At 61.6% G+C, this 20,245-nt stretch carries 18 protein-coding genes; 7 read left to right on the forward strand and 11 right to left on the reverse strand.

Going from position 1 to position 20,245, the window contains the following annotated elements:
• Positions 1-35: 35 nt before the first annotated feature.
• Entirely contained in the window at positions 36-200 is a 165-nt protein-coding gene (locus AEQ63_RS28725; protein ID WP_177330585.1) for a hypothetical protein, read from the reverse strand.
• A gap of 99 nt (positions 201-299) precedes the next feature.
• On the reverse strand, positions 300-554 hold the full coding sequence (locus AEQ63_RS03525; RefSeq protein WP_064361798.1) for a hypothetical protein: 255 nt from the start codon (positions 552-554) through the stop codon (positions 300-302).
• A 204-nt stretch (positions 555-758) separates the two neighbouring features.
• Here AEQ63_RS03525 and AEQ63_RS03530 point away from each other — a divergent pair, with 204 nt between their 5' ends.
• The gene (locus tag AEQ63_RS03530) at positions 759-1,280 is read left to right on the forward strand and encodes a DUF4142 domain-containing protein (protein WP_016774469.1); all 522 of its coding nucleotides are present in this window, start codon (positions 759-761) and stop codon (positions 1,278-1,280) included.
• Between the two features lie 58 nt (positions 1,281-1,338).
• On the opposite strand, the gene AEQ63_RS03535 is transcribed toward AEQ63_RS03530, so the two are convergent.
• The gene (locus AEQ63_RS03535) at positions 1,339-1,602 is read right to left on the reverse strand and encodes a hypothetical protein (RefSeq protein ID WP_042610415.1); all 264 of its coding nucleotides are present in this window, start codon (positions 1,600-1,602) and stop codon (positions 1,339-1,341) included.
• Between the two features lie 261 nt (positions 1,603-1,863).
• On the opposite strand from AEQ63_RS03535, the gene AEQ63_RS03540 reads away from it, so the two are divergent.
• Genes AEQ63_RS03540 through AEQ63_RS03565 form a run of 6 tightly spaced genes read left to right on the forward strand, consistent with a single transcriptional unit; the run spans position 1,864 to position 7,292 of the window.
• Positions 1,864-2,715 carry an STAS domain-containing protein gene (locus AEQ63_RS03540; protein WP_042610324.1) on the forward strand — a complete coding sequence of 284 codons (852 nt, stop codon included), beginning with the start codon at positions 1,864-1,866 and terminating at the stop codon, positions 2,713-2,715.
• Between the two features lie 2 nt (positions 2,716-2,717).
• On the forward strand, positions 2,718-3,080 hold the full coding sequence (locus AEQ63_RS03545) for an STAS domain-containing protein (protein WP_042610323.1): 363 nt from the start codon (positions 2,718-2,720) through the stop codon (positions 3,078-3,080).
• Complete coding sequence (locus AEQ63_RS03550; protein ID WP_064361799.1) at positions 3,077-3,481, forward strand: ATP-binding protein; 405 nt, start codon at positions 3,077-3,079, stop codon at positions 3,479-3,481. Before AEQ63_RS03545 ends, AEQ63_RS03550 begins: the two co-directional genes overlap by 4 nt.
• On the forward strand, positions 3,478-4,491 hold the full coding sequence (locus AEQ63_RS03555) for an ATP-binding protein (protein ID WP_064362040.1): 1,014 nt from the start codon (positions 3,478-3,480) through the stop codon (positions 4,489-4,491). Before AEQ63_RS03550 ends, AEQ63_RS03555 begins: the two co-directional genes overlap by 4 nt.
• Positions 4,484-5,359 (forward strand): sensor histidine kinase, encoded by an 876-nt coding sequence (locus AEQ63_RS03560; RefSeq protein WP_042610321.1) that lies wholly within the window; start codon positions 4,484-4,486, stop codon positions 5,357-5,359. Before AEQ63_RS03555 ends, AEQ63_RS03560 begins: the two co-directional genes overlap by 8 nt.
• Positions 5,349-7,292 carry a response regulator gene (locus tag AEQ63_RS03565; protein WP_064361800.1) on the forward strand — a complete coding sequence of 648 codons (1,944 nt, stop codon included), beginning with the start codon at positions 5,349-5,351 and terminating at the stop codon, positions 7,290-7,292. The genes AEQ63_RS03560 and AEQ63_RS03565 overlap by 11 nt, the downstream gene beginning before the upstream one ends.
• Before the next feature lie 465 nt (positions 7,293-7,757).
• On the opposite strand, the gene AEQ63_RS03570 is transcribed toward AEQ63_RS03565, so the two are convergent.
• The 8 genes from AEQ63_RS03570 to AEQ63_RS03605 all read right to left on the reverse strand — a co-directional run bounded on the left by AEQ63_RS03570 (position 7,758) and on the right by AEQ63_RS03605 (position 20,242).
• Positions 7,758-10,391, reverse strand: a complete 2,634-nt coding sequence (locus AEQ63_RS03570; RefSeq protein ID WP_064361801.1) for an excinuclease ABC subunit UvrA — start codon at positions 10,389-10,391, stop codon at positions 7,758-7,760.
• A 39-nt stretch (positions 10,392-10,430) separates the two neighbouring features.
• On the reverse strand, positions 10,431-12,542 hold the full coding sequence (locus AEQ63_RS03575) for a PAS domain-containing hybrid sensor histidine kinase/response regulator (protein ID WP_064361802.1): 2,112 nt from the start codon (positions 12,540-12,542) through the stop codon (positions 10,431-10,433).
• Positions 12,543-12,677: 135 nt separating this feature from the next.
• Positions 12,678-13,367 (reverse strand): GntR family transcriptional regulator, encoded by a 690-nt coding sequence (locus AEQ63_RS03580; RefSeq protein WP_042610317.1) that lies wholly within the window; start codon positions 13,365-13,367, stop codon positions 12,678-12,680.
• A 371-nt stretch (positions 13,368-13,738) separates the two neighbouring features.
• Complete coding sequence (locus tag AEQ63_RS03585) at positions 13,739-14,398, reverse strand: DUF799 domain-containing protein (RefSeq protein ID WP_064361803.1); 660 nt, start codon at positions 14,396-14,398, stop codon at positions 13,739-13,741.
• The gene (locus tag AEQ63_RS03590) at positions 14,395-14,763 is read right to left on the reverse strand and encodes a DUF4810 domain-containing protein (RefSeq protein WP_042610315.1); all 369 of its coding nucleotides are present in this window, start codon (positions 14,761-14,763) and stop codon (positions 14,395-14,397) included. Before AEQ63_RS03590 ends, AEQ63_RS03585 begins: the two co-directional genes overlap by 4 nt.
• Before the next feature lie 28 nt (positions 14,764-14,791).
• Positions 14,792-15,466, reverse strand: coding sequence for a CsgG/HfaB family protein (locus AEQ63_RS03595; RefSeq protein WP_161806066.1), 675 nt, complete (start codon positions 15,464-15,466; stop codon positions 14,792-14,794).
• Between the two features lie 286 nt (positions 15,467-15,752).
• On the reverse strand, positions 15,753-18,830 hold the full coding sequence (locus AEQ63_RS03600; RefSeq protein ID WP_064361804.1) for an error-prone DNA polymerase: 3,078 nt from the start codon (positions 18,828-18,830) through the stop codon (positions 15,753-15,755).
• Positions 18,827-20,242, reverse strand: a complete 1,416-nt coding sequence (locus AEQ63_RS03605) for a Y-family DNA polymerase (protein ID WP_064361805.1) — start codon at positions 20,240-20,242, stop codon at positions 18,827-18,829. Before AEQ63_RS03605 ends, AEQ63_RS03600 begins: the two co-directional genes overlap by 4 nt.
• Positions 20,243-20,245: the final 3 nt, after the last annotated feature.

A 20,245-nucleotide genomic window follows, 5' to 3' on the forward strand; every position in this document is an offset into this window, starting at 1 on the left:
ATTGTAGGAGTGCGCCTGCTCGCGATAGCGGTCTGTCAGTTGCTGGATCTATCGAACTTGTCCGGATCGTCGTCTTCGGGTAGCTCCTCGACCGGTTCTTCAGGATGCGCAGTGGTATGCGCCGGGCTGTTCGGTTCGGGACGGGTGGGAATCGGGTCGAAACCGCCCTGCTCTTCACTGGGGAATCTGGGGTCGTTCATGTGGCACCTCGCAACGAGTCGATGGTTTGCAGACTCTGCACATTGGAGGTGCCGTTGGCCGTAGCCGTTCCCTTGGGAAAATGACCACGGGTCGGGCGATTACTGGCCCGTCAGCGGCTGCCCCGCCAGTTGGGCGACGATCTGCTCCTTGACGATTACACGCTTCTCTTTGAGCTTTTTCAGGTCATCGTCAGTGGGGGCGTCTGACTTGGCGTTCTCGGCCTCGACGACCGCTTTATCGACATCAAAATACTTGTTAAGCAACGAATCCAGCTTCGGATCCTCGGAGCGTTTTTGCTCGATCTCTTCCTTCTTGCAGCCCAGGTCCTGATACAGATCATGTGAAACCGGCATGAAACACCTCCATCAATTTGATCGACAACCAGCGCGACCGATGCGCTGACTCATTATCAGCATGGCCTTGGGCAATGGCTTCTGTCGACTCCCTGTCAGACCAGCGGTTGCCGTTCGTCGCCCTGTCGTAAATGCGATAAAACCTTTGCCGTGTCCTCCCGCTCCATTGGATAACGCTCACAAAAACCTGCGTGGAGATACCCAATGGACGGATTCAACCTGCGTCATCTCGCCCTGGCTGTTGCACTGTCTGCCGGCATGGGCAGCGCCTTTGCCGCGACTGACAACGACTTTGTCGATAACGCCGCTGCTGGTGGCATCGCTGAAATCGAAACTAGCCGCCTGGCCCTGGAAAAAAGCCAGTCCGCCGACATCAAAGCCTTTGCCAACCAGATGATCACTGATCACAGCAAGGCCAACGATGAACTGGCGGCGATTGCCAAAGCCAACGACATCGAAGTCCCGGACACCACCACGCTGGTCAAGCAGGCCAAGGAAAAGATTCTCGACATGCGCGATGAATCCTTCGATGCGGCCTACGCCAATAACCAGGTCAAGGCTCACGAAGAGACGATCGAGCTGTTCAAGAAGCAGGCGAATACCGTGACCGATGACAAGGCCAAAGGCGCTACTGAACTGAAAGCGTTCGCGCAGAAAATGCTGCCGGCGCTGGAAAAACATCTGGCCCACGCCAAAGAGCTGCAAGCCAAACACCCGAGCAAATAAACGCCCGGGCAATAAAAAAGGCCGCATCCATCGATGCGGCCTTTTTGCGTTCTGCCGATCAACCGCCATCGGTGTCGATGTCGGCGTCGGTGCTTTCGCCCGGTGCGGGGCGGTCCGGGTCAGGCTTGAAGCCGGGGCTGAATTCGTTGTTGTTGTCGTCGTGATGCTGTTTCTGATCAACTTCGCTGGCCGCACTGTCGGCCTGCCCTTTTTCGGCCGGTGCAGGCTTGGTTTGCCCCGGTGTTTGCGGGTCGATCGCCGGATCGTTGCGGTTAATCGACTCAGAGGACTGATTTTGCTGTTGCGGCGCTTGCTCGTTCATATCCACCTCATTCATAGTCCTGCCTCCCTCTTCCAGCACGACTGGAAAACGTCGGGCATGCAGATTCGAAGCCTGACGCCGTAGATTCGTTCAAAAGATCGTTGCCTGCTGCCACGCCGACTAGAGTTACCGGGGTGTTCGACGCGGCAGGCAGAAAAATTCAGCGCTGGATGAACAACTATTTCAAGCGGCAAATGTCAGTCAATTCGCGCCGGCCATTTCGCTGCGCCGGCCCCCAATACGTATCGGAGCGACACGCACATGGCAGCACTGCAGAACAGCACAGTCGAAGCAATCAAGAACAACCAGACGCAACTGCTGAGCGAATGGACCAAACGCCTCGAAGCCAGCGGCGCCACGCGCAACCTCAAGGAACATGACCTCGCGCAACAGACCCGCGATTTGCTGAGCCTGCTGCTGACCGGCCTGGAAAACGGCAATGGCAGCAAAATTGCCGCCGCAGGCTGGGAAGATACCCGCCAGTTCCTTGAAAAGCTGTCGCAAAGCCGCGCCCTGCTCGGCCAGGATTCCCAGCAAACTGCCAACTTCATCTTCGCTCTGAAGGGGCCGTTGTTCGCCCTGCTGCAAAACCATTATCAGGACCAGCCGGCACTGCTCGCCGAGCAATTGCTGGAAGTCTCCGAACTGCTCGACACCGTCGGCATGCACACCATCGGCACCTTCCAGAAATCCCGCGAGGCGGTGATCAAGCGTCAGCAGGAAGAATTGCTGGAACTGTCGACCCCGGTCGTCAAGCTGTGGGACGGCGTCCTCGCCCTGCCAATGATCGGCACCCTTGATTCGCAGCGCACCCAAGTGGTGATGGAATCGCTGCTGCAACGCATCGTCGACACCGGTTCGGAAATCGCCATCATCGACATCACCGGCGTGCCGACCGTCGACACACTTGTTGCCCAGCACCTGCTGAAAACCGTGACCGCGATCCGCCTGATGGGCGCCGATTGCATCATCAGCGGCGTGCGTCCGCAGATTGCTCAAACCATCGTCCACCTCGGTCTGGATCTGCAAGGCGTAGTGACCAAGGCCAACCTGGCCGACGCATTGAAACTGGCCCTGACCCGCTTGGGTGTCAGCCTCGTCAAGACGGCTTGACCATGGAACGTATTCCGATTCTTCAAATGGGCGAATTCCTGCTGGTGACCATTCAGGTCGACATGCATGATCAACTCGCGATGACCCTGCAGGACGATCTGTCCGAGCGCATCAGCCGGACCTCGGCGCGCGGTGTGTTGATCGACATTTCGGCGCTGGACATGGTCGATTCGTTCATCGGGCGCATGATCGGCACAATTTCCGGGCTGTCGAAAATCATGGACGCCGAAACCGTGCTGGTCGGCATGCAGCCGGCAGTGGCGATCACCCTGGTAGAGCTGGGCATGACATTGCCGGGCGTCAGTACCGCACTGAACGTCGAACGCGGGATGAAACTGCTGCGGGAACGAGTACTTGCACAATGACCGTGCGCAGCAGCGGTACTCAACCCATTCCCATTGAACAGGACGTGGTGCTGGCCCGCCAGACCACGCGCAAGCTCGCCACCGAGTGCGGCATGCGCCTGATCGACCTGACCAAACTGGTGACCGCTGTCAGCGAGCTGGCGCGAAACACCATGGTCTATGGCGGCGGTGGCGACATGGACTGGCAGGGCCCCGAGGAAAACGGCCGGGGCGGCCTGCGTCTGACCTTCCGCGACGAAGGCCCGGGCATCCCTGACATCAAACTGGCGATGACCGACGGCCGGACCTCCGGCAGCGGGCTGGGCCTGGGCCTGACCGGCGCCAAACGCCTGGTCAATGAATTCGAACTCGACACTGAGCCCGGTAAAGGCACGCGCATTACGATCACACGATGGACATGAATATCACCGGGTCGTTGACCCAGGTCCTGCCGATCGAGGACAGCAGCCAGATCGGTCACGCACGGCGCACTGCGCAGAAACTCGCCGAGCAGCATGGCTTCGATGAAAACGACGCCGGGCGCGTGGCGCTGGTGGCAACCGAACTGGCCAGTAACGTGCTCAAGCATGCCCGACGCGGCGAATTTCACCTGCGCGTACTGCCACGACCGGGCAACGGTTTCGCCATCGAGATGCAGACCGTGGATCGCGCGCAGGGCTTTGACCTGGACGCGTGTCTGGCGGATGGCTTTTCCACCGGCGGTACGCAGGGCATCGGTCTCGGCGCGGTGTCGCGTCAGACGGATGTGTTCGATGTTTACGCCGACCACCGCGGCGCCGTGCTGCTGGCGCGGATCTTTGCCCGCAGCGATCGGCAGGCCGATATCCGCTTCGGGGTCAGCCAGCATTCGTTGCATGCCGATCCAGCCTGCGGCGATGTCTGGCACCTGAAGTATGAAGGTTCGCGGATCAGCGCACTGGTGGTCGACGGCCTCGGCCATGGCGAAGACGCCGAGCGCGCAGGCCTGGCCGGGGCACAAGCATTCGCCCGGGCACCGTTCGCCGATCCTGTGGTATTGATGGAAGACCTGCATCAGGAAATGCTTGGCACCCGCGGCGGCGCCGTGGCGTTCGCCCAGTTCGACAGCCAGCGCGACGGCCTGACGTTCGCCGGTGTCGGTAACATCGGCGCCAGTCTGCTGGAGCCTGGCAAATCCCGCGGTCTGGCCTCGCACCCCGGTATCGTTGGCGGCCAGTACCGTAAAGCCAAACCCTTTGACTATGCTCACGTGAACGGACATTTATTGATCATGTACAGCGACGGCTTACAGTCCCGTTGGAATCTTGCAGACTACCCCGGCCTGGTGCATCGCCATCCCGCCGTGATAGCCAGCGTCCTGCACCGCGACTTCTGTCGCGGCCGCGATGACGTGACGGTACTGGTCGTTGCTCTGGAGGCCGCCCATGGCTGAATCGACAACCCTGAGCCCTGCCGAGCAGGCGGCGCTCATCGCCCAGCTGCAGCGTGAAACCACTGCCCTGCGCGAAGAGCTCGATGAAACCAATCAGGGCGTGCTTGCGCTGTACGCCGAGCTCGACAATCAGGCCGAGGAACTGCGTCAGGCCTCGGATCTGAAGAGCCGGTTCCTCTCGTACATGAGCCATGAATTCCGCACGCCACTGGGCTCGATCCTGAGCATCAACAGCCTGCTCGCCGACGAACTCGACGGCCCGCTCAGTCCCGAGCAACACAAGCAGGTAGCGTTCGTCAGCACTGCTGCCCGGGAACTCAGCGACATGGTCGATGACCTGCTCGATCTGGCGAAGATCGAAGCCGGGCGCATCAGCATTTCTCCGGCCTGGTTCGACATGTTCGATCTGTTTTCCGCCTTGCGCGGCATGTTCCGGCCGATCGTCGATGCGACGGCGGTGGATCTGATCTTCGAAGAGCCGCTCGGCCTGCCGCGCCTGTATACCGACGACAAGAAGCTCGGGCAGATCCTGCGCAACTTCATTTCCAACTCGCTGAAGTTCACCACCCGTGGCGAAGTGCGCGTCTCGACGCGCATGGAAGGCGAAGACAAAGTGCGCTTCGCCGTCAGCGATACCGGCATCGGCATTGCGCCAGAACTGCATGACACGCTGTTCGAGGACTTCTCCCAGGTCGATTCGCCGTTGCAGAAACGCTTGCGCGGCACCGGTCTGGGTCTGTCACTGTGCAAGCGTTTCGCCGCGCTGCTGGGCGGTGAAGTCGGGGTTGAAAGTACCCCGGGCGTCGGCTCGACGTTCTTTGTCATCATCCCGCTGGCAATCGCTCTGGAGAACGTCGATGAATCGTGACATCCGCCTGCTGATTGTCGATGACAACGTCGCCACCCGTTACGCCTTGCGCCGGCGTCTGGAGCGCCACGGCTACGCGGTGCTCGAAGCCGGCACCGGCAGTGACGGTCTGGCCCTGATCGAGAGCGAAGCCCTCGATGCGTTGATCCTCGACGTCAACCTGCCGGACATGAGCGGTTTCGATATCGTCCGCCTGCTGCGCGCCGACCCGCGCACCGCGCTGCTGCCGGTGATCCATGTGTCAGCAGCCTCGATCCAGACCGGCGACATCATCACCGGTCTGAACGCCGGCGCCGATGCCTACCTGATTCACCCGGTCGACCCCGACGTACTGCTGGCGACGCTGCGCACCTTGCTGCGGGTGCGCGACACGGAAAACGCCCTGCGCGAAAGCGAGGCACGTTTTCGCGAGATTTTCGCCAACGTCTCGGCGCCGATTGCGGTAATCGATGCCAATCTGAATGTGCATGAATGCAACCATGCCTTTGCTCAGTTGATCGTCGACAACCGTGACCCACAGGCCCTGCGTGAATGTTTCGCCGAAGATCAATGCTCGATCCTCGATGAACTGCGTCTGCGACTGGTCGACGGCGAGCGCTGGAAAGGCACGCTGAACATGAGCGTGCAAGGCGAGATTCGCGAAACGCAGTGGCAGATTTCGCCGTATCGCACCCCGGAATTGAGCCTGGTATTCGTCGAAGATGTCACCGAACATCGCCACCGCGAGCGCTCGCATCTGGCGCGACTGGATGACACCACCACACAATTGGCTAAGGAAGTTGCCGAACGCGTGCACGCCGAAGCGCAATTGCTGCAAGTGCAGAAAATGGATGCACTGGGCAAGCTCACCGGCGGTATCGCCCACGACTTCAACAACCTGCTGACCGGGATCATCACCAGTCTGGAACTGATTCAGAAACGCGTGGCCGATGAGCGCCTGGACAAGGTGCAGTTCTATACCGAAGCAGCGCTGAACTCGGCGATGAGCGCGGCCTCGCTGACCCATCGTCTGCTCGCGTTCGCCCGTCAGCAGCCGCTCGACACCCGGCCGGTGGATATCAACGAGCACGTTCGCTCGCTGGAAGAATTGCTGGTGCGCACCATCGGTGAGCGCATCACCCTGAAGCTGGAACTGACCAACAAACCGGCGATTGCGCTGGTGGATCCGGTGCAGCTGGAAAGCGCGGTGCTCAACCTGGTGATCAACGCCCGCGATGCCCTGCCCTCCGGCGGCAATATCTGGGTCAACACCTACGCCGCTTATTCCCACGGCGATCCGAATCTGGCCGATGGCGCTTACGTGGCGCTGTCGGTACGCGACGACGGCACCGGCATTGAACACAACGTGATCGACAAAGTGTTCGAACCGTTCTTCACCACCAAACCGTTGGGCCAGGGCACCGGGCTCGGCCTGTCGACGATTTACGGTTTTGCCCGTCAGTCTGGCGGTGACGCGCACATCCGCAGTGTTGCCCGGCGTGGCACCGAAGTGACGATCATGCTGCCCGGCACCAACGACCCGACCGGCGCCGACTTGCCTGTGCCGGTGCCTGATGCCAAAGGCAGTGGCGAGCATGTGCTGATCGTCGAAGACATGGCCACTGTTCGCTTGTTCGTCAACGAAGTGCTGGAAGATGCCGGCTATCGCTGCACGCAGGCGGCGGATATCGAGTCGGCGCTGGAGCGCTTGCAGAATGACCCGTCAATCGACCTGCTGCTGACCGACGTCGGCCTGCCGCGCATGAGCGGCCGCGAACTGGCGGATGTCGCCCGCGGCTGGAATGCAGGGCTGCCGATCCTGTTCATGACCGGCTACGCCGAAACCGCGATCAACCGCCAGGTCTTCCTCGGCACAGGGATGGAAATGCTGGTCAAACCGTTCCAGATCAGCGAACTGCTCGACAAGGTCCGCCGCACGCTCGATGGCGCCTGAATCAAAGCACATCCCCCTGTAGGAGTGAGCCTGCTCGCGAAGGCGTCCGACCAGTCAATTCGTCTGCGACTGACACTCCGCTTTCGCGAGCAGGCTCGCTCCTACAAGGGATCCGGGGCGTGACCAACTTTCTGGGTACACCTCGCAAAACTGTAGGAGTGAGCCTGCTCGCGAAGGCGTCCGGTCAGTCAACTCATCTGTTACTGACACTCCGCTTTCGCGAGCAGGCTCACTCCTACAAGGGATCCGGGGCGTGACCAACTTTCTGGGTACACCTCGCAAAACTGTAGGAGTGAGCCTGCTCGCGATAGCGTCCGGTCAGTCAACTCATCTGTTACTGACACTCCGCTTTCGCGAGCAGGCTCACTCCTACAAGGGATCCGGGGCGTGACCAACTTTCTGGGTACACCTTGCAAACCTGTGGGAGCGAGCCTGCTCGCGAAGGCCTCCGGCAGGGCGCCACAATCAGCGGCTTAAAGCACGGGCAAGAAACGGCGCGGTCTTGCTCTTCTTGCTGGCGGCGACTTTCTGCGGTGTGCCGGCGGCGACGATCCTGCCGCCCTGATCACCGGCGCCGGGGCCGATGTCGATCACCCAGTCGCTCTGCGCGACCACACGCATTTCGTGCTCGACCACGATGACCGTGTGCCCCGCCGTTACCAGCGTGTCGAGTTGCTCCAGCAACCGATCGACATCCCTGGGGTGCAAGCCCGTGGTCGGCTCGTCCAGCACATACAGGGTCGCGCCACGCTGACTGCGCTGCAACTCGGTTGCCAGTTTGATCCGCTGCGCTTCACCACCGGACAGTTCCGTGGCAGGTTGCCCCAGGCGCAGATAACCCAGGCCGATATCGCGCAGCACCTCCAGCGAACGCCGGATCCCCGCCTGCTCGGCAAACACTGCCACCGCTTCATCGACGGTCAATTGCAGCACCTGGGCGATGCTCAAGCCCTGCCAGAGAATCGCCAGTGTCTCAGGGTTGTACCGCGCGCCATGGCAGGTCGGGCACGGTGCATACACGCTGGGCATGAACAGCAATTCGACGCTGACGAAACCCTCACCCTCGCAGGTGGCGCAACGGCCCTTGGCGACGTTGAAGGAAAACTGCCCGGCGTCATAGCCTGCCGCTTGCGCCTCGGGCGTCGCGGCGAACAGTTTGCGCACGTTGTCGAACAACCCGGTGTAGGTCGCCAGATTGGAACGCGGTGTGCGTCCGATCGGTTTCTGATCAACCTGTACCAGCCGCTTGATCGACTCCAGGCCGGTGGTGATCTGGCCAGTGCTGGGGGTTGGCGTGTCGTCTTCCAGGCTCGGTTCTTCCGACTCGACCTCGGCTATCGGCCGGCCCAATTGCGCGCCGACCAGTTCCAGCAATGCCTGACTGACCAGACTGGATTTACCGGAGCCAGACACCCCAGTCACCGAGGTGAAACAGCCCAAGGGAAATTCAGCGCTGAGATTATTCAGGTTGTTGCGCGTGACACCCTCCAGCTTCAGCCACCCGCCCGGCTTGCGCGCGGTGCGCTCGGGGCGCTGATTTTCGGCGAACAGATAAGCCCGGGTCTGCGAATCCTCGACGGTCGACAATCCATCGGGCGGACCGCTGTACAACACCCGCCCACCCTTCTCACCCGCTGCCGGACCGACGTCGATCAGCCAGTCGGCACGGCGCATGGTTTCGACATCATGCTCGACCACGAACAATGTGTTGCCGTCAGCCTTCAGCCGTTGCAACGCCTCGAACAGCGCCTCGCCATCTGCCGGGTGCAGGCCGGCCGATGGCTCGTCCAGCACATAAATCACCCCGAACAGCTGCGAACCCAACTGCGTGGCCAGGCGCAAACGCTGCAACTCGCCCGACGACAAGGTCGGCGTACTGCGTTCCAGCGCCAGATAACCCAGGCCGAGATCGGTCAGGGTGCTGACGCGCTCCAGCAGATCTTCAGCAATGCGCTGCGCCGCAAGGCGTTTTTCCAGCGACAGATTCGGCGTGTGACGCACGTCCGGCGCGCTGGCGTGACCACTGGCGCCATGGGCGACCCGCTGTTTGCGGGCCTCGCGCGTCTGCGCATGGCTGAGGGTGTCGCCGCTCTCCTCGGCCTGCTCCAGATAACTGGTCGCTGCCACCGGCCGCAGCACTTCGGCCACTTGCAGCAACGGCATTTGCGACAGCTCGCCGATGTCGTAACCCGCAAAAGTCACTGACAACGCCTCGCGCTTGAGCCGCTTGCCCTCGCACAACGGGCACGGGCTGCCGCGCATGAACTGCGAAACGCGCTTCTTCATCAGCGCACTTTGCGAGTGGGTGAAGGTGTGCAGGATGTAGCGCCGAGCGCCCGTGAAGGTGCCCTGATAACTCGGTTCCATCTTGCGTTTGAGGGCGACGCGGGTTTCTTCCGGGGTCAGCCCGGCGTACACCGGCACGGTCGGCGTTTCTTCGGTGAAGAGAATCCAGTCGCGCTGCTTTTTCGGCAGTTTCTTCCAGGGAATGTCGACGTCGATGCCCATGGTCACGAGGATGTCGCGCAGGTTCTGGCCCTGCCAGGCCAGCGGCCAGGACGCCACGGCGCGCTGGCGGATGGTCAGGTTCGGGTCCGGCACCATCAGCGCTTCGGTCACTTCGTAGACGCGGCCAAGCCCGTGACACTCCGGGCAGGCGCCCTGCGGCGTGTTCGGCGAAAAGTCTTCGGCATACAACATCGGCTGCCCCGGCGGATAGCTGCCGGCGCGGGAATAAAGCATGCGGATCAGGCTCGACAATGTCGTCACGCTGCCCACCGAGGAACGCGCGCTCGGCGTGCCGCGCTGCTGTTGCAGAGCCACGGCGGGCGGCAGACCTTCGATGGAATCGACATCCGGCACGCCGACCTGATCAATCAACCGCCGCGCATACGGCGCCACCGACTCGAAATAACGCCGCTGGGCCTCGGCATACAGCGTGGAAAACGCCAGCGACGACTTGCCCGAACCCGAGACGCCGGTGAACACCACCAGCGCATCGCGGGGAATATCGACATCCACGTTCTTCAGATTGTGTTCGCGGGCGCCGCGCACGCGAACCATGCCGGCGGGGGCTTTTGGGTTGGGCTTGGGAATCATCGGCGTGCCTTGTGTTGAAAACCGGGGCAGCGCTCGGCCTCAGGTGCCGAGCACCTCGCAAATCATCTGCAGTAAAGCTTGCGGGCTGTAAGGTTTGCCGAGCAGATGCGTATCGGGACTGAGCTGGTGGTCGCGGGAAATGATGTCGCGGGTGTGGCCGGAGGTGAACAGCACCGGCACGGGTGGCATCTGCACCTTGGCCCACGCCGCAAGATCGGAACTCTTGATCAGGCCGGGCATGACCACATCGGTGAAGATCAGATCGATTTCTATGCCTTCCAGCAACATCTGCATGGCGACGTCGCCATTGCCCGCCGTCATCACCCGATAGCCTTCTTCCCGCAGCAACTCCACCGCAGAAGCGCGTACCGCGTCGTTGTCTTCCACCACCAGAATCGTCTCGTGACCACCGCCCTTGCGTTCGCCGACGCTGGCTGTCTCTTCGCGGACCGGACGCAGACTGCGGGGGAAATACAGCTGCACTCGCGTACCTTCGCCGAGCTGGCTGTCGATCTCGACGTGGCCGCCGCTCTGTTTGACGAAGCCGAACACCATGCTCAAACCCAGGCCGGTGCCCTGTCCGTCGGCCTTGGTGGTGAAGAACGGTTCGAAGACCTGCTCGAGCATCTGTGGGGCAATACCCACGCCAGTGTCGCTGACCGCCACGCGCACATACTCGCCAGCCGAAATGCCTTTGCCGGCACAGAACTCGTTGTCGAGACGCACATTGGCAGCGCTGAGGCCGATAACCCCCTCGCCCTTCATCGCGTCGCGGGCGTTGATCGCCAGATTGAGAATGGCGTTTTCCAACTGGTTGCGGTCGACGTTGATGTGCCATGGCTGCGGCGGCAGCTGCACGTCGATCTGAATGGTTTCGCCCAACGCGCGTTGCAGCAATTCGCCGACGCCTTCGAAAATCTGTTGTGGATTGCACACGGCGGGCGAAAGCGGTTGGCGTCGGGCAAACGCCAGCAGTTGCGAAGACAATTTGGCACCGCGTTCGACCGCTGCCAGCGAAGCCCCGACCCGGCGCTGTACGTTGGCATTGTTCGGTTCATGCCGCGCGAGCAAATGCAGATTGCCGGCGATGACCTGCAGCAGGTTGTTGAAGTCGTGGGCGACACCACCGGTGAGGCCGCCGATGGCTTCGAGTTTCTGCGACTGCCGCAGTTGTTCTTCCGCGGCCAGTCGCGCATCGACTTCGGCGGCCACGCGCTGTTCGAGGTTGCGGGTGAATTTGAGCAGTGATTCTTCGGCGTTCTTGCGCTCATGAATATCGATCAGCACGCCGGGGAAACGAAACGGCCTGCCCTGCTCATCGAACTCACAGGCGCCGCTGGCCAACACCCACAGGTACTGACCATCGGCGCGCTGCACACGGTATTCGGCGTTGTACGGCTCGCCAGTGCGTACGCAATGGGCAACGCGGTCCTGCACCCAGGGATGGTCGTCAGGATGGATGCGCGATTCGGCGATGTCTTGTTGCAGATCGCTCAGGTCCTGGTCAGCGGGATAGGAGAAGGTGCGGGCGAAACGTTCATCGGCGGACAAGCGATTGTTCTTGATGTCCCAGACAAACGAGCCCAGCAGTGCGCCGGCATTCAAGGCCAGGCGCACGCGCTCATTGTCGGCCCGGTAGGCATCTTCCGCTGCCTGGCGCAGGCGCTCGGAATGCACCAGTTCGGTGGTCTCGACCACCATCGCCATGACGCCGCCAGGCACGCCTTCGTCGTTGGCGACCGGGCTGTAATACAAATCCATCCAGACGTCTTCCGGGACGCCGTCGCGCAGCAATACCAGTTCTTTGTTGCGATAGGACAAGGTACCGCCGGCCAGGCAGGTGTCGACGACGTGACGATTGAATTCGGCTACCTCCGGCCAGCCCAGTTCGACTGGCACGCCGAGCAGGTAGGGATGGCGGCCGCCGGCGAATTCGGAATAGGCGTCGTTATAGATCATGTAGCCGGCGTGGCCCCAAAGCATCACCATCGGCAGCGGCGAGGCCAGCATCAGTTGCACGGTGTTGCACAGGCTGGCCGGCCAGTCGGCGAGCGGACCCAGTTCGGTATGGCTCCAGTCGAACGCACGTATGCGTCCGGCCATTTCGCCTTTCCAGCCCTCACAGCCGTGGCTTTCGGATAAAAACTGCATCGCCTGACTCAGTGTCCTTTTTTGCGGTTTTCCGATCTATCGCAACGCTTCAACGACGCGACGCCCGTGTGTTTCGAGGCTTTGAAAGCGCATTGGTTTCATTGGAGGTATAGCCGATTTGCGACGCCGAGCCATTCAGACGCCAATCAAGTGTTTGAGTGGGTGATAGCCGGTTTTCATTTTCGCCGCAACGTCGAGAATCGCCTTCTCGATTCCGTTGAGGTGGGTGCAGGTCAGCTCGATCGCAGCGCTCTGATTGCCGGCCTCGATGTACTCGAGCAAACGCAGATGTTCATCGTCGCGGCATGCCTGATGGCTGTCGTCGTCGAGCGCGGCGGCGTACAGCGAGGCGCGCGAGATCAGCTTCTGGAACCAGTCGAGCAACACCGGGTTGTTCAGACTGCGCGCCAGTTTGATGTGGAACTCGCCCAGCAGGTGAATCAGCCGCTCGTGGTCGCCGGCGGCGTGCGCGGCATCTTCCAGCAACAGGTGCGCACGCAGATCCTGCATCGCCACGGCGTCCTTGCGCCGGCACAGTTCAGTGACGATGCCGATTTCGATCAGCCGCCGGGTTTCGAACAGCGAACGGATCTCCTCGTCACTGGGCAACGACACCGACGCGCCTTTGTTGGGCTCGGTGGTGACCAGGCCATCGGCTTCCAGTTGTTTGAGCGCAGCGCGCACCGAGGTGCGACTGACATTGAACAGTTCGGCCAGTGAGGCCTCGCCCAGCTTCATGCCGGGGCGCAACGAACGCTTGCTGATCGCCGCGTAAACCCCTTGGTAGACGCGGTCGACCGTGGTTTCCAGTTTCTTTTCGGTCATTCGAACACTCCTTTGGCATCGGACAGCCAGCCCTTGGCGATGGCTGGCCATGGAAAAAGAGCGGCAGACGCAGATTAATCCGCGCATGGCTAAATTGCATTCATATATTGCACAGCGGCGGATGAGGGTGCTGAACATCGGCCAATCGCGGGAGTTCGTTTTGGCGAGGTGATGGATTATCTGCCGACCACTCGTTGCGAGCGTGGGCAGTAGCGAACGGATTTGGCTTTGCGCCAAATAAACCGACGGACAACCCATTCCCTTGTGGGAGCGAGCTTGCTCGCGAAAGCTTTCTGTCAGTCAACATCACCGTTGAATGACATACCGCTTTCGCGAGCAAGCTCGCTCCCACAGGGATTTATGGAGTTATCTCAGTCGGTGCCGTACTTCGGCGAACGCGGTCCATACAGCAGACCCGCCGGGTGTCCGGCCGACAGCAGACGATTGCTCGCGACACCGGCAATCGGGTAACCGGCATCGGTGGAGCTGTTGATGATCTGCTTCACCGCAGCAGTGATGAGCATGCCGATCAACCCACCGCCACCGTTGTTGCCACCCTCTTCACTCGATGCCCGCGCCGCTCCGGTCCAGAGCGTGGTACCACTTTTCAGGTCGACCAGTTTCGCCGTCGCCGTTACTGCGGTTTCGCTGCTGATCACCATGTAACGCGTACCGTACTCGGTCACGGTGATGTACAGCGCCGCGTCCGCGCCGAAGATTTCCTTGAGCTTGGCAGGCGGCGCCTGGTGAATGTCATCCGGGGTGGTCAGGCCGTTCTGGCGGAACGTTTCGTCGACCAGCGTGATCGGCAATACGTAGTACCCGGCTTCGGCGAGTGGAAAAGTCACCTGCGACAACAGGCTGTACGACGCCTTCACATCCGGCGAAGTGTTCAGCGGTGGCAGCACCAGGATGGTCTTGGGCCGCGCCTGTTTGTAGGCCGCGTAATCCACGGTCTTGGGCGCGACACAGCCGCCCAGCACGGTCAGGGCCAGTACGCCGGCGAACAGTTTCAAGGTACGCGAGATCATTGCACGGCTCCGGCCTTGGCGTTTTTAAGCAGAAAATCCATATAGGTGCCGGACTCGGGAAACAGCGTTTTCTCGGTGTTGAACTGCTGCACCATCTGGTCGTCCTTGCCCATGCTCAGATAGAGCAGACCAAGGTGCGCGTGGTAACCCGGCGGCACAGCCTTGCCGGTGGAACGAATCTTCTGCAGATCACGTTCGAGTGCTTCGGCCTGGGCTTCCTTAGGCTCTTCGCCTTTGAAATATTCGTAGACCTGAGGCTCGTAGCCCTCCCATTGATAGAGGGTTTTCGGGGCCGCACAACCGGCCAGCACAGTGCTGGCAGCCAGGGTCAGCGCCATCAGCGAGCGCGAAAAAAACGGGTTCATGTGTAGTGCTCCTTGCAGTGGGCGATGATCAGTTGCCCGGTTTCCAGGCGCCAGCGTTCATGCCATCGACCAGACGATTGATCGCCTCGCGCATGGCCAGATCGAGGACTTTGCCGTTGAGTGTCGAGTCGTAGGCAGCGGTGCCGCCGAAACCGATGATTTCGCGATTGGACAAGGCGTACTCACCGGCGCCCTGGGTCGAATAGACCACTTCCGAGGTGCTGATGTTGACGATGTTGAGGTTGACCTTCGCGTAGGCGACCTGGGTCTTGCCACGGCCGAGAATGCCGAACAACTGATGATCACCGGTCTCTTTGCGGCCAAACTCGGTGACATCACCGGTTACCACGTAATCGGCGCCTTTGAGACGCTGGGCCTGACCCTTGATGGTTGCTTCCTGCTGGATTTCGCCCATGTTGTCGCGATCCAGCACAGAGAAGCGGTTGGTCTGCTGCAAGTGGGTGATCAGAATGGTCTTGGCTTGACCGCCGAGACGATCGACACCATCGGAGAAGATCCCGCGCATATAGCTGGAGCGGTTGTCGAACTTGCCCACGGCCATTGGCACGCGAACCCCGGTCCAGACTTGGGATGCGCTTTCAACCTTCGCCACCGGCAGCGCGCGGGAGCTTTCGGTGGCGCAGCCGGCCAATGTCGTGGCGAGGGTGCCCAGCACCGCGATGGCGACGCTTGAAACCAGCATCCGGGAGATCATTCTCATTGAGTATTCCTTTGAAAAACGCAGATGTCCCGGCACGACAATGCGCTCGGGAGCTGAAAAGGCGCGGGATTATGACAAAGTGCCATCATTGAGAACAGGTTTTTTTTGGCGCCAATGAAATGGCTGGACCGGCCGTTTGCAGTTCCACTGTGGGAGCGAGCCTGCTCGCGAAAGCGGCGTATCAGGCTAATTCTCTCTGACTGATTGACCGCTTTCGCGAGCAGGCTCGCTCCTGCAGGGGGTTGAGGTTTGGCTTGGGTGCCTGGAATCAGTGGAAATCCCGGCTCTGCACGTGAATGCCATTGAGCAGTGGGCTGAGGTCGCTCATGCGCCCGGCGATCAGGTGGCGCACATCGCCTTCGCGTTCCCAGCGGCCATCGACCTTGAGCAATTGCGAACCGACCAGCACCTGTCGCTGACGCTCGGCCAGATCACGCCAGACCACCACATTGACGTTGCCGAACTCGTCTTCCAGGGTTACGAACGTCACCCCGCTGGCCGTGCCGGGGCGCTGCCGGCCGGTGACCAGCCCGGCCACGCTGACCGGCCGGCCATGTTCAATATCCAGCAATTCCCGCGAGCTGCGGCAGCGCCGCGCCTGCAACTCGCCACGCAATAACGCCAGCGGATGCGGCCCCAGTGTGGTGCCCACCGTGGCGTAATCGGCATGCAGGTCTTCACCAACGCTGGGTTTGGGCAGGACGATTTTGTCTTCTTCTTCGTTGGGCAGTCCGGCGAACAGGCCGAGTTGTTTCTGCACCCCGGCCACCTCCCAGCGCGCACGATGGCGGTGCCCGGCCAGACCGCGCAAGGCGCCGGAGTCCGCCAGCAAGGCTTGCGCACGGCTGTCGAGGGCGGCGCGTTCGCCCAGATCCGCGACATCGGCAAAGGCTCCGTGGCGGCGCGCGCTTTCAATGCGCCGGGCGTCCTCTTCGCGAAAGCCTTTGATCATGCGCAGGCCCATGCGAATCGCCGGTTGCCCGGCACTCAGCGGCTCGAGGCTGCAATCCCAATCGCTGGCCCGCACATCCACCGGGCGGATCTGCAATTGGTGCCGGCGCGCGTCCTGCAGAATCTGATCAGGGCTGTAAAAGCCCATCGGCCAACTGTTGATCAACGCACAGGCAAACGCCGCCGGCTCGTGGCATTTGAGCCAGCAACTGGCGTAGGTCAGCAAGGCGAAACTGGCGGCGTGGGATTCGGGGAAGCCGTAACTGCCGAAGCCTTTGATCTGCTCGAAGATCTGCGCGGCGAATTCCGGGGTGTAGCCGTTTTTTTTCATGCCGGCGGCCAGACGTTCCTTGTGCGGTTCCAGTCCGCCATGGCGCTTCCACGCAGCCATGGAACGACGCAGCTCATCGGCCTCGCCGGGGCTGTAGTCGGCAGCAACGATGGCGATCTGCATGACCTGCTCCTGAAACAGCGGCACGCCCAGGGTTCTTTTCAGCACGACTTCGAGCGCCGGAGACGGATAGGTTTCCGCCTCTTCGTTATTACGCCGGCGCAGATACGGATGCACCATGCCGCCCTGAATCGGCCCCGGCCGGACGATCGCCACTTCGATCACCAGATCGTAGAACGTCTGCGGTTTCAGGCGCGGCAGCATCGACATCTGCGCGCGCGACTCGATCTGGAACACGCCGACGGTATCGGCGCGGCTGATCATTGCGTAGGTCGGTTTGTCTTCGGGCGGGATCGTCGCGAGCGTCAGATCCAGTTCGCGATGCCGGCGCAGCAGGTCGAAACAACGACGGATCGCACTGAGCATGCCCAAGGCGAGGATATCCACCTTGAGCAGGCCGACCGCATCGAGGTCGTCCTTGTCCCATTGAATGATGGTGCGATCGGCCATGGCTGCGTTTTCGACCGGCACCAGGGTGTCCAGCGGCTGCTCGGAAATCACGAAACCGCCAGGGTGCTGCGACAGGTGCCGGGGGAAGCCGATCAGTTGCCCGGTCAGGCTCAACACCCGGCGCAGCACCGGACTGTCCGGGTCGAAGCCACCCTCGCGCAAGCGCTCCAGCGGCGGCGTTTCATCACTCCAGCGGCCGCAGCAATCGGCCAGCGCATTGATCTGATCCGGCGGCAGGCCCAGAGCTTTGGCCACATCGCGCACGGCGCCGGTGGCATGGTAGGTGCTGACCACTGCCGTCAGCGCAGCGCGCCGCCGACCGTAACGGTTGAACACGTATTGCAGGACTTCTTCACGGCGCTCGTGCTCGAAATCGACGTCGATATCCGGCGGCTCGTTGCGCTCCCTGGACATGAAGCGCTCGAACAGCAGCGTGGTGCGATCCGGATCGATCTCGGTGATGCCCAGGGCAAAACACACCGCCGAATTGGCTGCCGAACCGCGGCCCTGGCAGAGGATTTTCTGCGTGCGGGCAAAGCGCACCACGTCGTGCACGGTGAGGAAGTAGCTTTCGTAGCCGAGTTCGGCGATCAGTTGCAGTTCGTCGTCAATCTGCTTGAGTACCTTGGCCTGAGGCCCTTCCGGCCAGCGCCAGGCGATGCCCTCCTCGGTCAGTTGCCGCAACCAGGAACTGGCACAGTGGCCCTCGGGCACCAGCTCTTTCGGATATTGATAGCGCAGTTCGCTCAGATCGAAGGTGCAGCGTCGGGCCAGGTTGACCGATTCCTCGAGCAAGGCCGGCGGATACAACTCGCGCAGCACATCGAGACAGCGCAGATGCCGCTCGCCATTGGGGTGCAGACGCAGACCCGCCTCGGCGACAGGGACGTGATGACGAATCGCGGTCATGGTGTCCTGCAAGGCACGGCGGCCACGGGCGTGCATGTGCACATCGCCGCTGGCCAGCGCTGGAATCTGCAGCTCATTCGCCAGCCCCGATAGTGCCGCCAACCGCTGTTGGTCGTTCTGCCCGCAATGCAGTTGCACCGCCAGCCACAGGCGTTCGCCGAAAGTCTGTTTCAGCCAGCGGCCCTCTTCCCGGTCATCCGCCGAATCCGGCACCCACACCACCAGCAACCCCGGCAGCGCTTGGTCGAAGTCTTCACGCAGTACCTGATACTGGCCTTTCTGCGTACGTCGCCGGGCGCGGGTGATCAAACCGCACAGGGCCTGATAACCAGCAAGGTTCTCCACCAGCAGCACCAGTTTCGGTCCGTTGTCGATGCGCATCTCGCTGCCGATAATCAGCGGCAATTCGACGGACTTTGCCGCTTGCCATGCGCGGACGATCCCGGCCAGGGTGCATTCATCGGTGATCGCCAGCGCCTGATAACCCTGCTTTTTCGCCCGTTGAAACAGCTCCAGTGCACTCGAGGCACCACGCTGGAAACTGAAGTTCGACAGGCAATGCAGTTCGGCATATCCGGTGTTCATGCGAACCAGCCCTGCAGCCACAGCGGACCGCCCTCACCCACGGCGCGCCAGGCCCAGCCTTGTTGACCGGCGCGGTTCTGGATCAGGTAATAATCACGCCGCACGTCGCCACCGTCCCACCAACCGGATTCGATGCGTTCCGGCCCCATGAGAATCCGCGCCGAACCTTCCGGCACGCTTTGCAGTTCATTGAGCAGCCAGCCGGGACGCTGGACGCTGGGCAAACCTGTGCAAGGCTGTTTATCGACGGCGTTCTGCCATGCGCACTCGGGGCGATGATCGGCCTGAAAGCGCAACCCCTGCACGGCATCATCACCCAGCCGTGCGCGCAGGCGTTCGCGCAATTGTTCCCAGGGCAAAGTCTGCTGCGGGCGGTCGTCGAACAGCTCCTGATACTGCGGCACGAAACTCGGCAGGTCTTCGGCGCGCAAGCGAAAACCCCGTACCGGCGCCTCGACCTGCACGTGTTCGAGTCGCCCACGGGCCAACTCGAAGAGCATTGCCGCATCACGTTCGGCACTGAGCAGACCGACCTTGATCACCGTGTCCGGCAGCCCTGCGTGTTCCAGATGCAAATCGAAACGCTGCACGCCACTGTCGCGCCCGCAAAGGAATGCCGACAGATCGCCGGTCAGGCGTCGTAACGGAAACAGCAAGGCCTGATGGGATTGCACGTCGAAATTCAGTTCGATGCGGATATCGAAACGGTCTGGCGGCAGATAGAACGCCAGCGCCAGAGGGCGTGCGCCGAACAGTGTGTCGAGGTGTTTGAGCATCTGCGCCTCGAAACGTCGGGCCAGTGCCTGACGTGGCAGGCTTTGTACCTGACTGAGATTGCGCAGGCCCATGCGCGACAACGCCGTAGCGACATTGGGTTCCAGGCCGACACGGTCGACAGGCAATTGCCCGAGGTGATGCTGCAAGGCTTCGCCGTCCGGCACCACCAGGCCATCGTAAGCATTGGCCAGCACCCGCGCGGCCACCGGGTTCGGCGCGGCGACGATACGGTGCCGAAAGCCGAGGTCTTGCAACTCTTGGCGCAGGCGAGCTTCGAATTGCGGCCAGGTGCCGAACAGGCCGAGGCTCGATTCAATCTCGAACACCACGGTGCGTGGGTAATGCACGCTGACCTGCGCGCTGAAGCGATAGGCCCACGCAGCAAGAAACTGCTGCCAGTGTTCGACCTCGGCCACCTCGTAATCAGCGGTGGCAAAGCCTTTGCTCATGGCTTGCGCGGCAGTCATCGACATGCCGGGGCGCAGGCCGAGTTTACGCGCCGCCGGATTCACTGCTTGCAGCACCCTGCGCTGGGCCGGGCCGCTGAGCAGCACCAACGGCTCATCAGGATCGGGCCGCTGACGCAGCACGGCATCGAGGGCCAATTGCGGAAACAGAATACATACCCAGCGCATGAC

Source organism: Pseudomonas sp. RIT-PI-o, from assembly GCF_001297215.1.
Taxonomy (GTDB): Bacteria; Pseudomonadota; Gammaproteobacteria; order Pseudomonadales; family Pseudomonadaceae; genus Aquipseudomonas; species Aquipseudomonas moraviensis_A.

Bases quoted from the DNA above. Each gene is read 5' to 3' on its own strand.
- AEQ63_RS03565 (WP_064361800.1), top strand. From the start codon at position 5,349: ATGAATCGTGACATCCGCCTGCTGATTGTCGATGACAACGTCGCCACC.
- AEQ63_RS03560 (WP_042610321.1), top strand. From the start codon at position 4,484: ATGGCTGAATCGACAACCCTGAGCCCTGCCGAGCAGGCGGCGCTCATC.
- AEQ63_RS03540 (WP_042610324.1), top strand. From the start codon at position 1,864: ATGGCAGCACTGCAGAACAGCACAGTCGAAGCAATCAAGAACAACCAG.
- AEQ63_RS28725 (WP_177330585.1), bottom strand. From the start codon at position 200: ATGAACGACCCCAGATTCCCCAGTGAAGAGCAGGGCGGTTTCGACCCG.
- AEQ63_RS03550 (WP_064361799.1), top strand. From the start codon at position 3,077: ATGACCGTGCGCAGCAGCGGTACTCAACCCATTCCCATTGAACAGGAC.
- AEQ63_RS03585 (WP_064361803.1), bottom strand. From the start codon at position 14,398: ATGATCTCGCGTACCTTGAAACTGTTCGCCGGCGTACTGGCCCTGACC.
- AEQ63_RS03605 (WP_064361805.1), bottom strand. From the start codon at position 20,242: ATGCGCTGGGTATGTATTCTGTTTCCGCAATTGGCCCTCGATGCCGTG.
- AEQ63_RS03595 (WP_161806066.1), bottom strand. From the start codon at position 15,466: ATGCTGGTTTCAAGCGTCGCCATCGCGGTGCTGGGCACCCTCGCCACG.
- AEQ63_RS03575 (WP_064361802.1), bottom strand. From the start codon at position 12,542: ATGCAGTTTTTATCCGAAAGCCACGGCTGTGAGGGCTGGAAAGGCGAA.
- AEQ63_RS03535 (WP_042610415.1), bottom strand. From the start codon at position 1,602: ATGAACGAGCAAGCGCCGCAACAGCAAAATCAGTCCTCTGAGTCGATT.
- AEQ63_RS03570 (WP_064361801.1), bottom strand. From the start codon at position 10,391: ATGATTCCCAAGCCCAACCCAAAAGCCCCCGCCGGCATGGTTCGCGTG.
- AEQ63_RS03590 (WP_042610315.1), bottom strand. From the start codon at position 14,763: ATGAACCCGTTTTTTTCGCGCTCGCTGATGGCGCTGACCCTGGCTGCC.
- AEQ63_RS03555 (WP_064362040.1), top strand. From the start codon at position 3,478: ATGAATATCACCGGGTCGTTGACCCAGGTCCTGCCGATCGAGGACAGC.
- AEQ63_RS03600 (WP_064361804.1), bottom strand. From the start codon at position 18,830: ATGAACACCGGATATGCCGAACTGCATTGCCTGTCGAACTTCAGTTTC.
- AEQ63_RS03530 (WP_016774469.1), top strand. From the start codon at position 759: ATGGACGGATTCAACCTGCGTCATCTCGCCCTGGCTGTTGCACTGTCT.
- AEQ63_RS03545 (WP_042610323.1), top strand. From the start codon at position 2,718: ATGGAACGTATTCCGATTCTTCAAATGGGCGAATTCCTGCTGGTGACC.
- AEQ63_RS03580 (WP_042610317.1), bottom strand. From the start codon at position 13,367: ATGACCGAAAAGAAACTGGAAACCACGGTCGACCGCGTCTACCAAGGG.
- AEQ63_RS03525 (WP_064361798.1), bottom strand. From the start codon at position 554: ATGCCGGTTTCACATGATCTGTATCAGGACCTGGGCTGCAAGAAGGAA.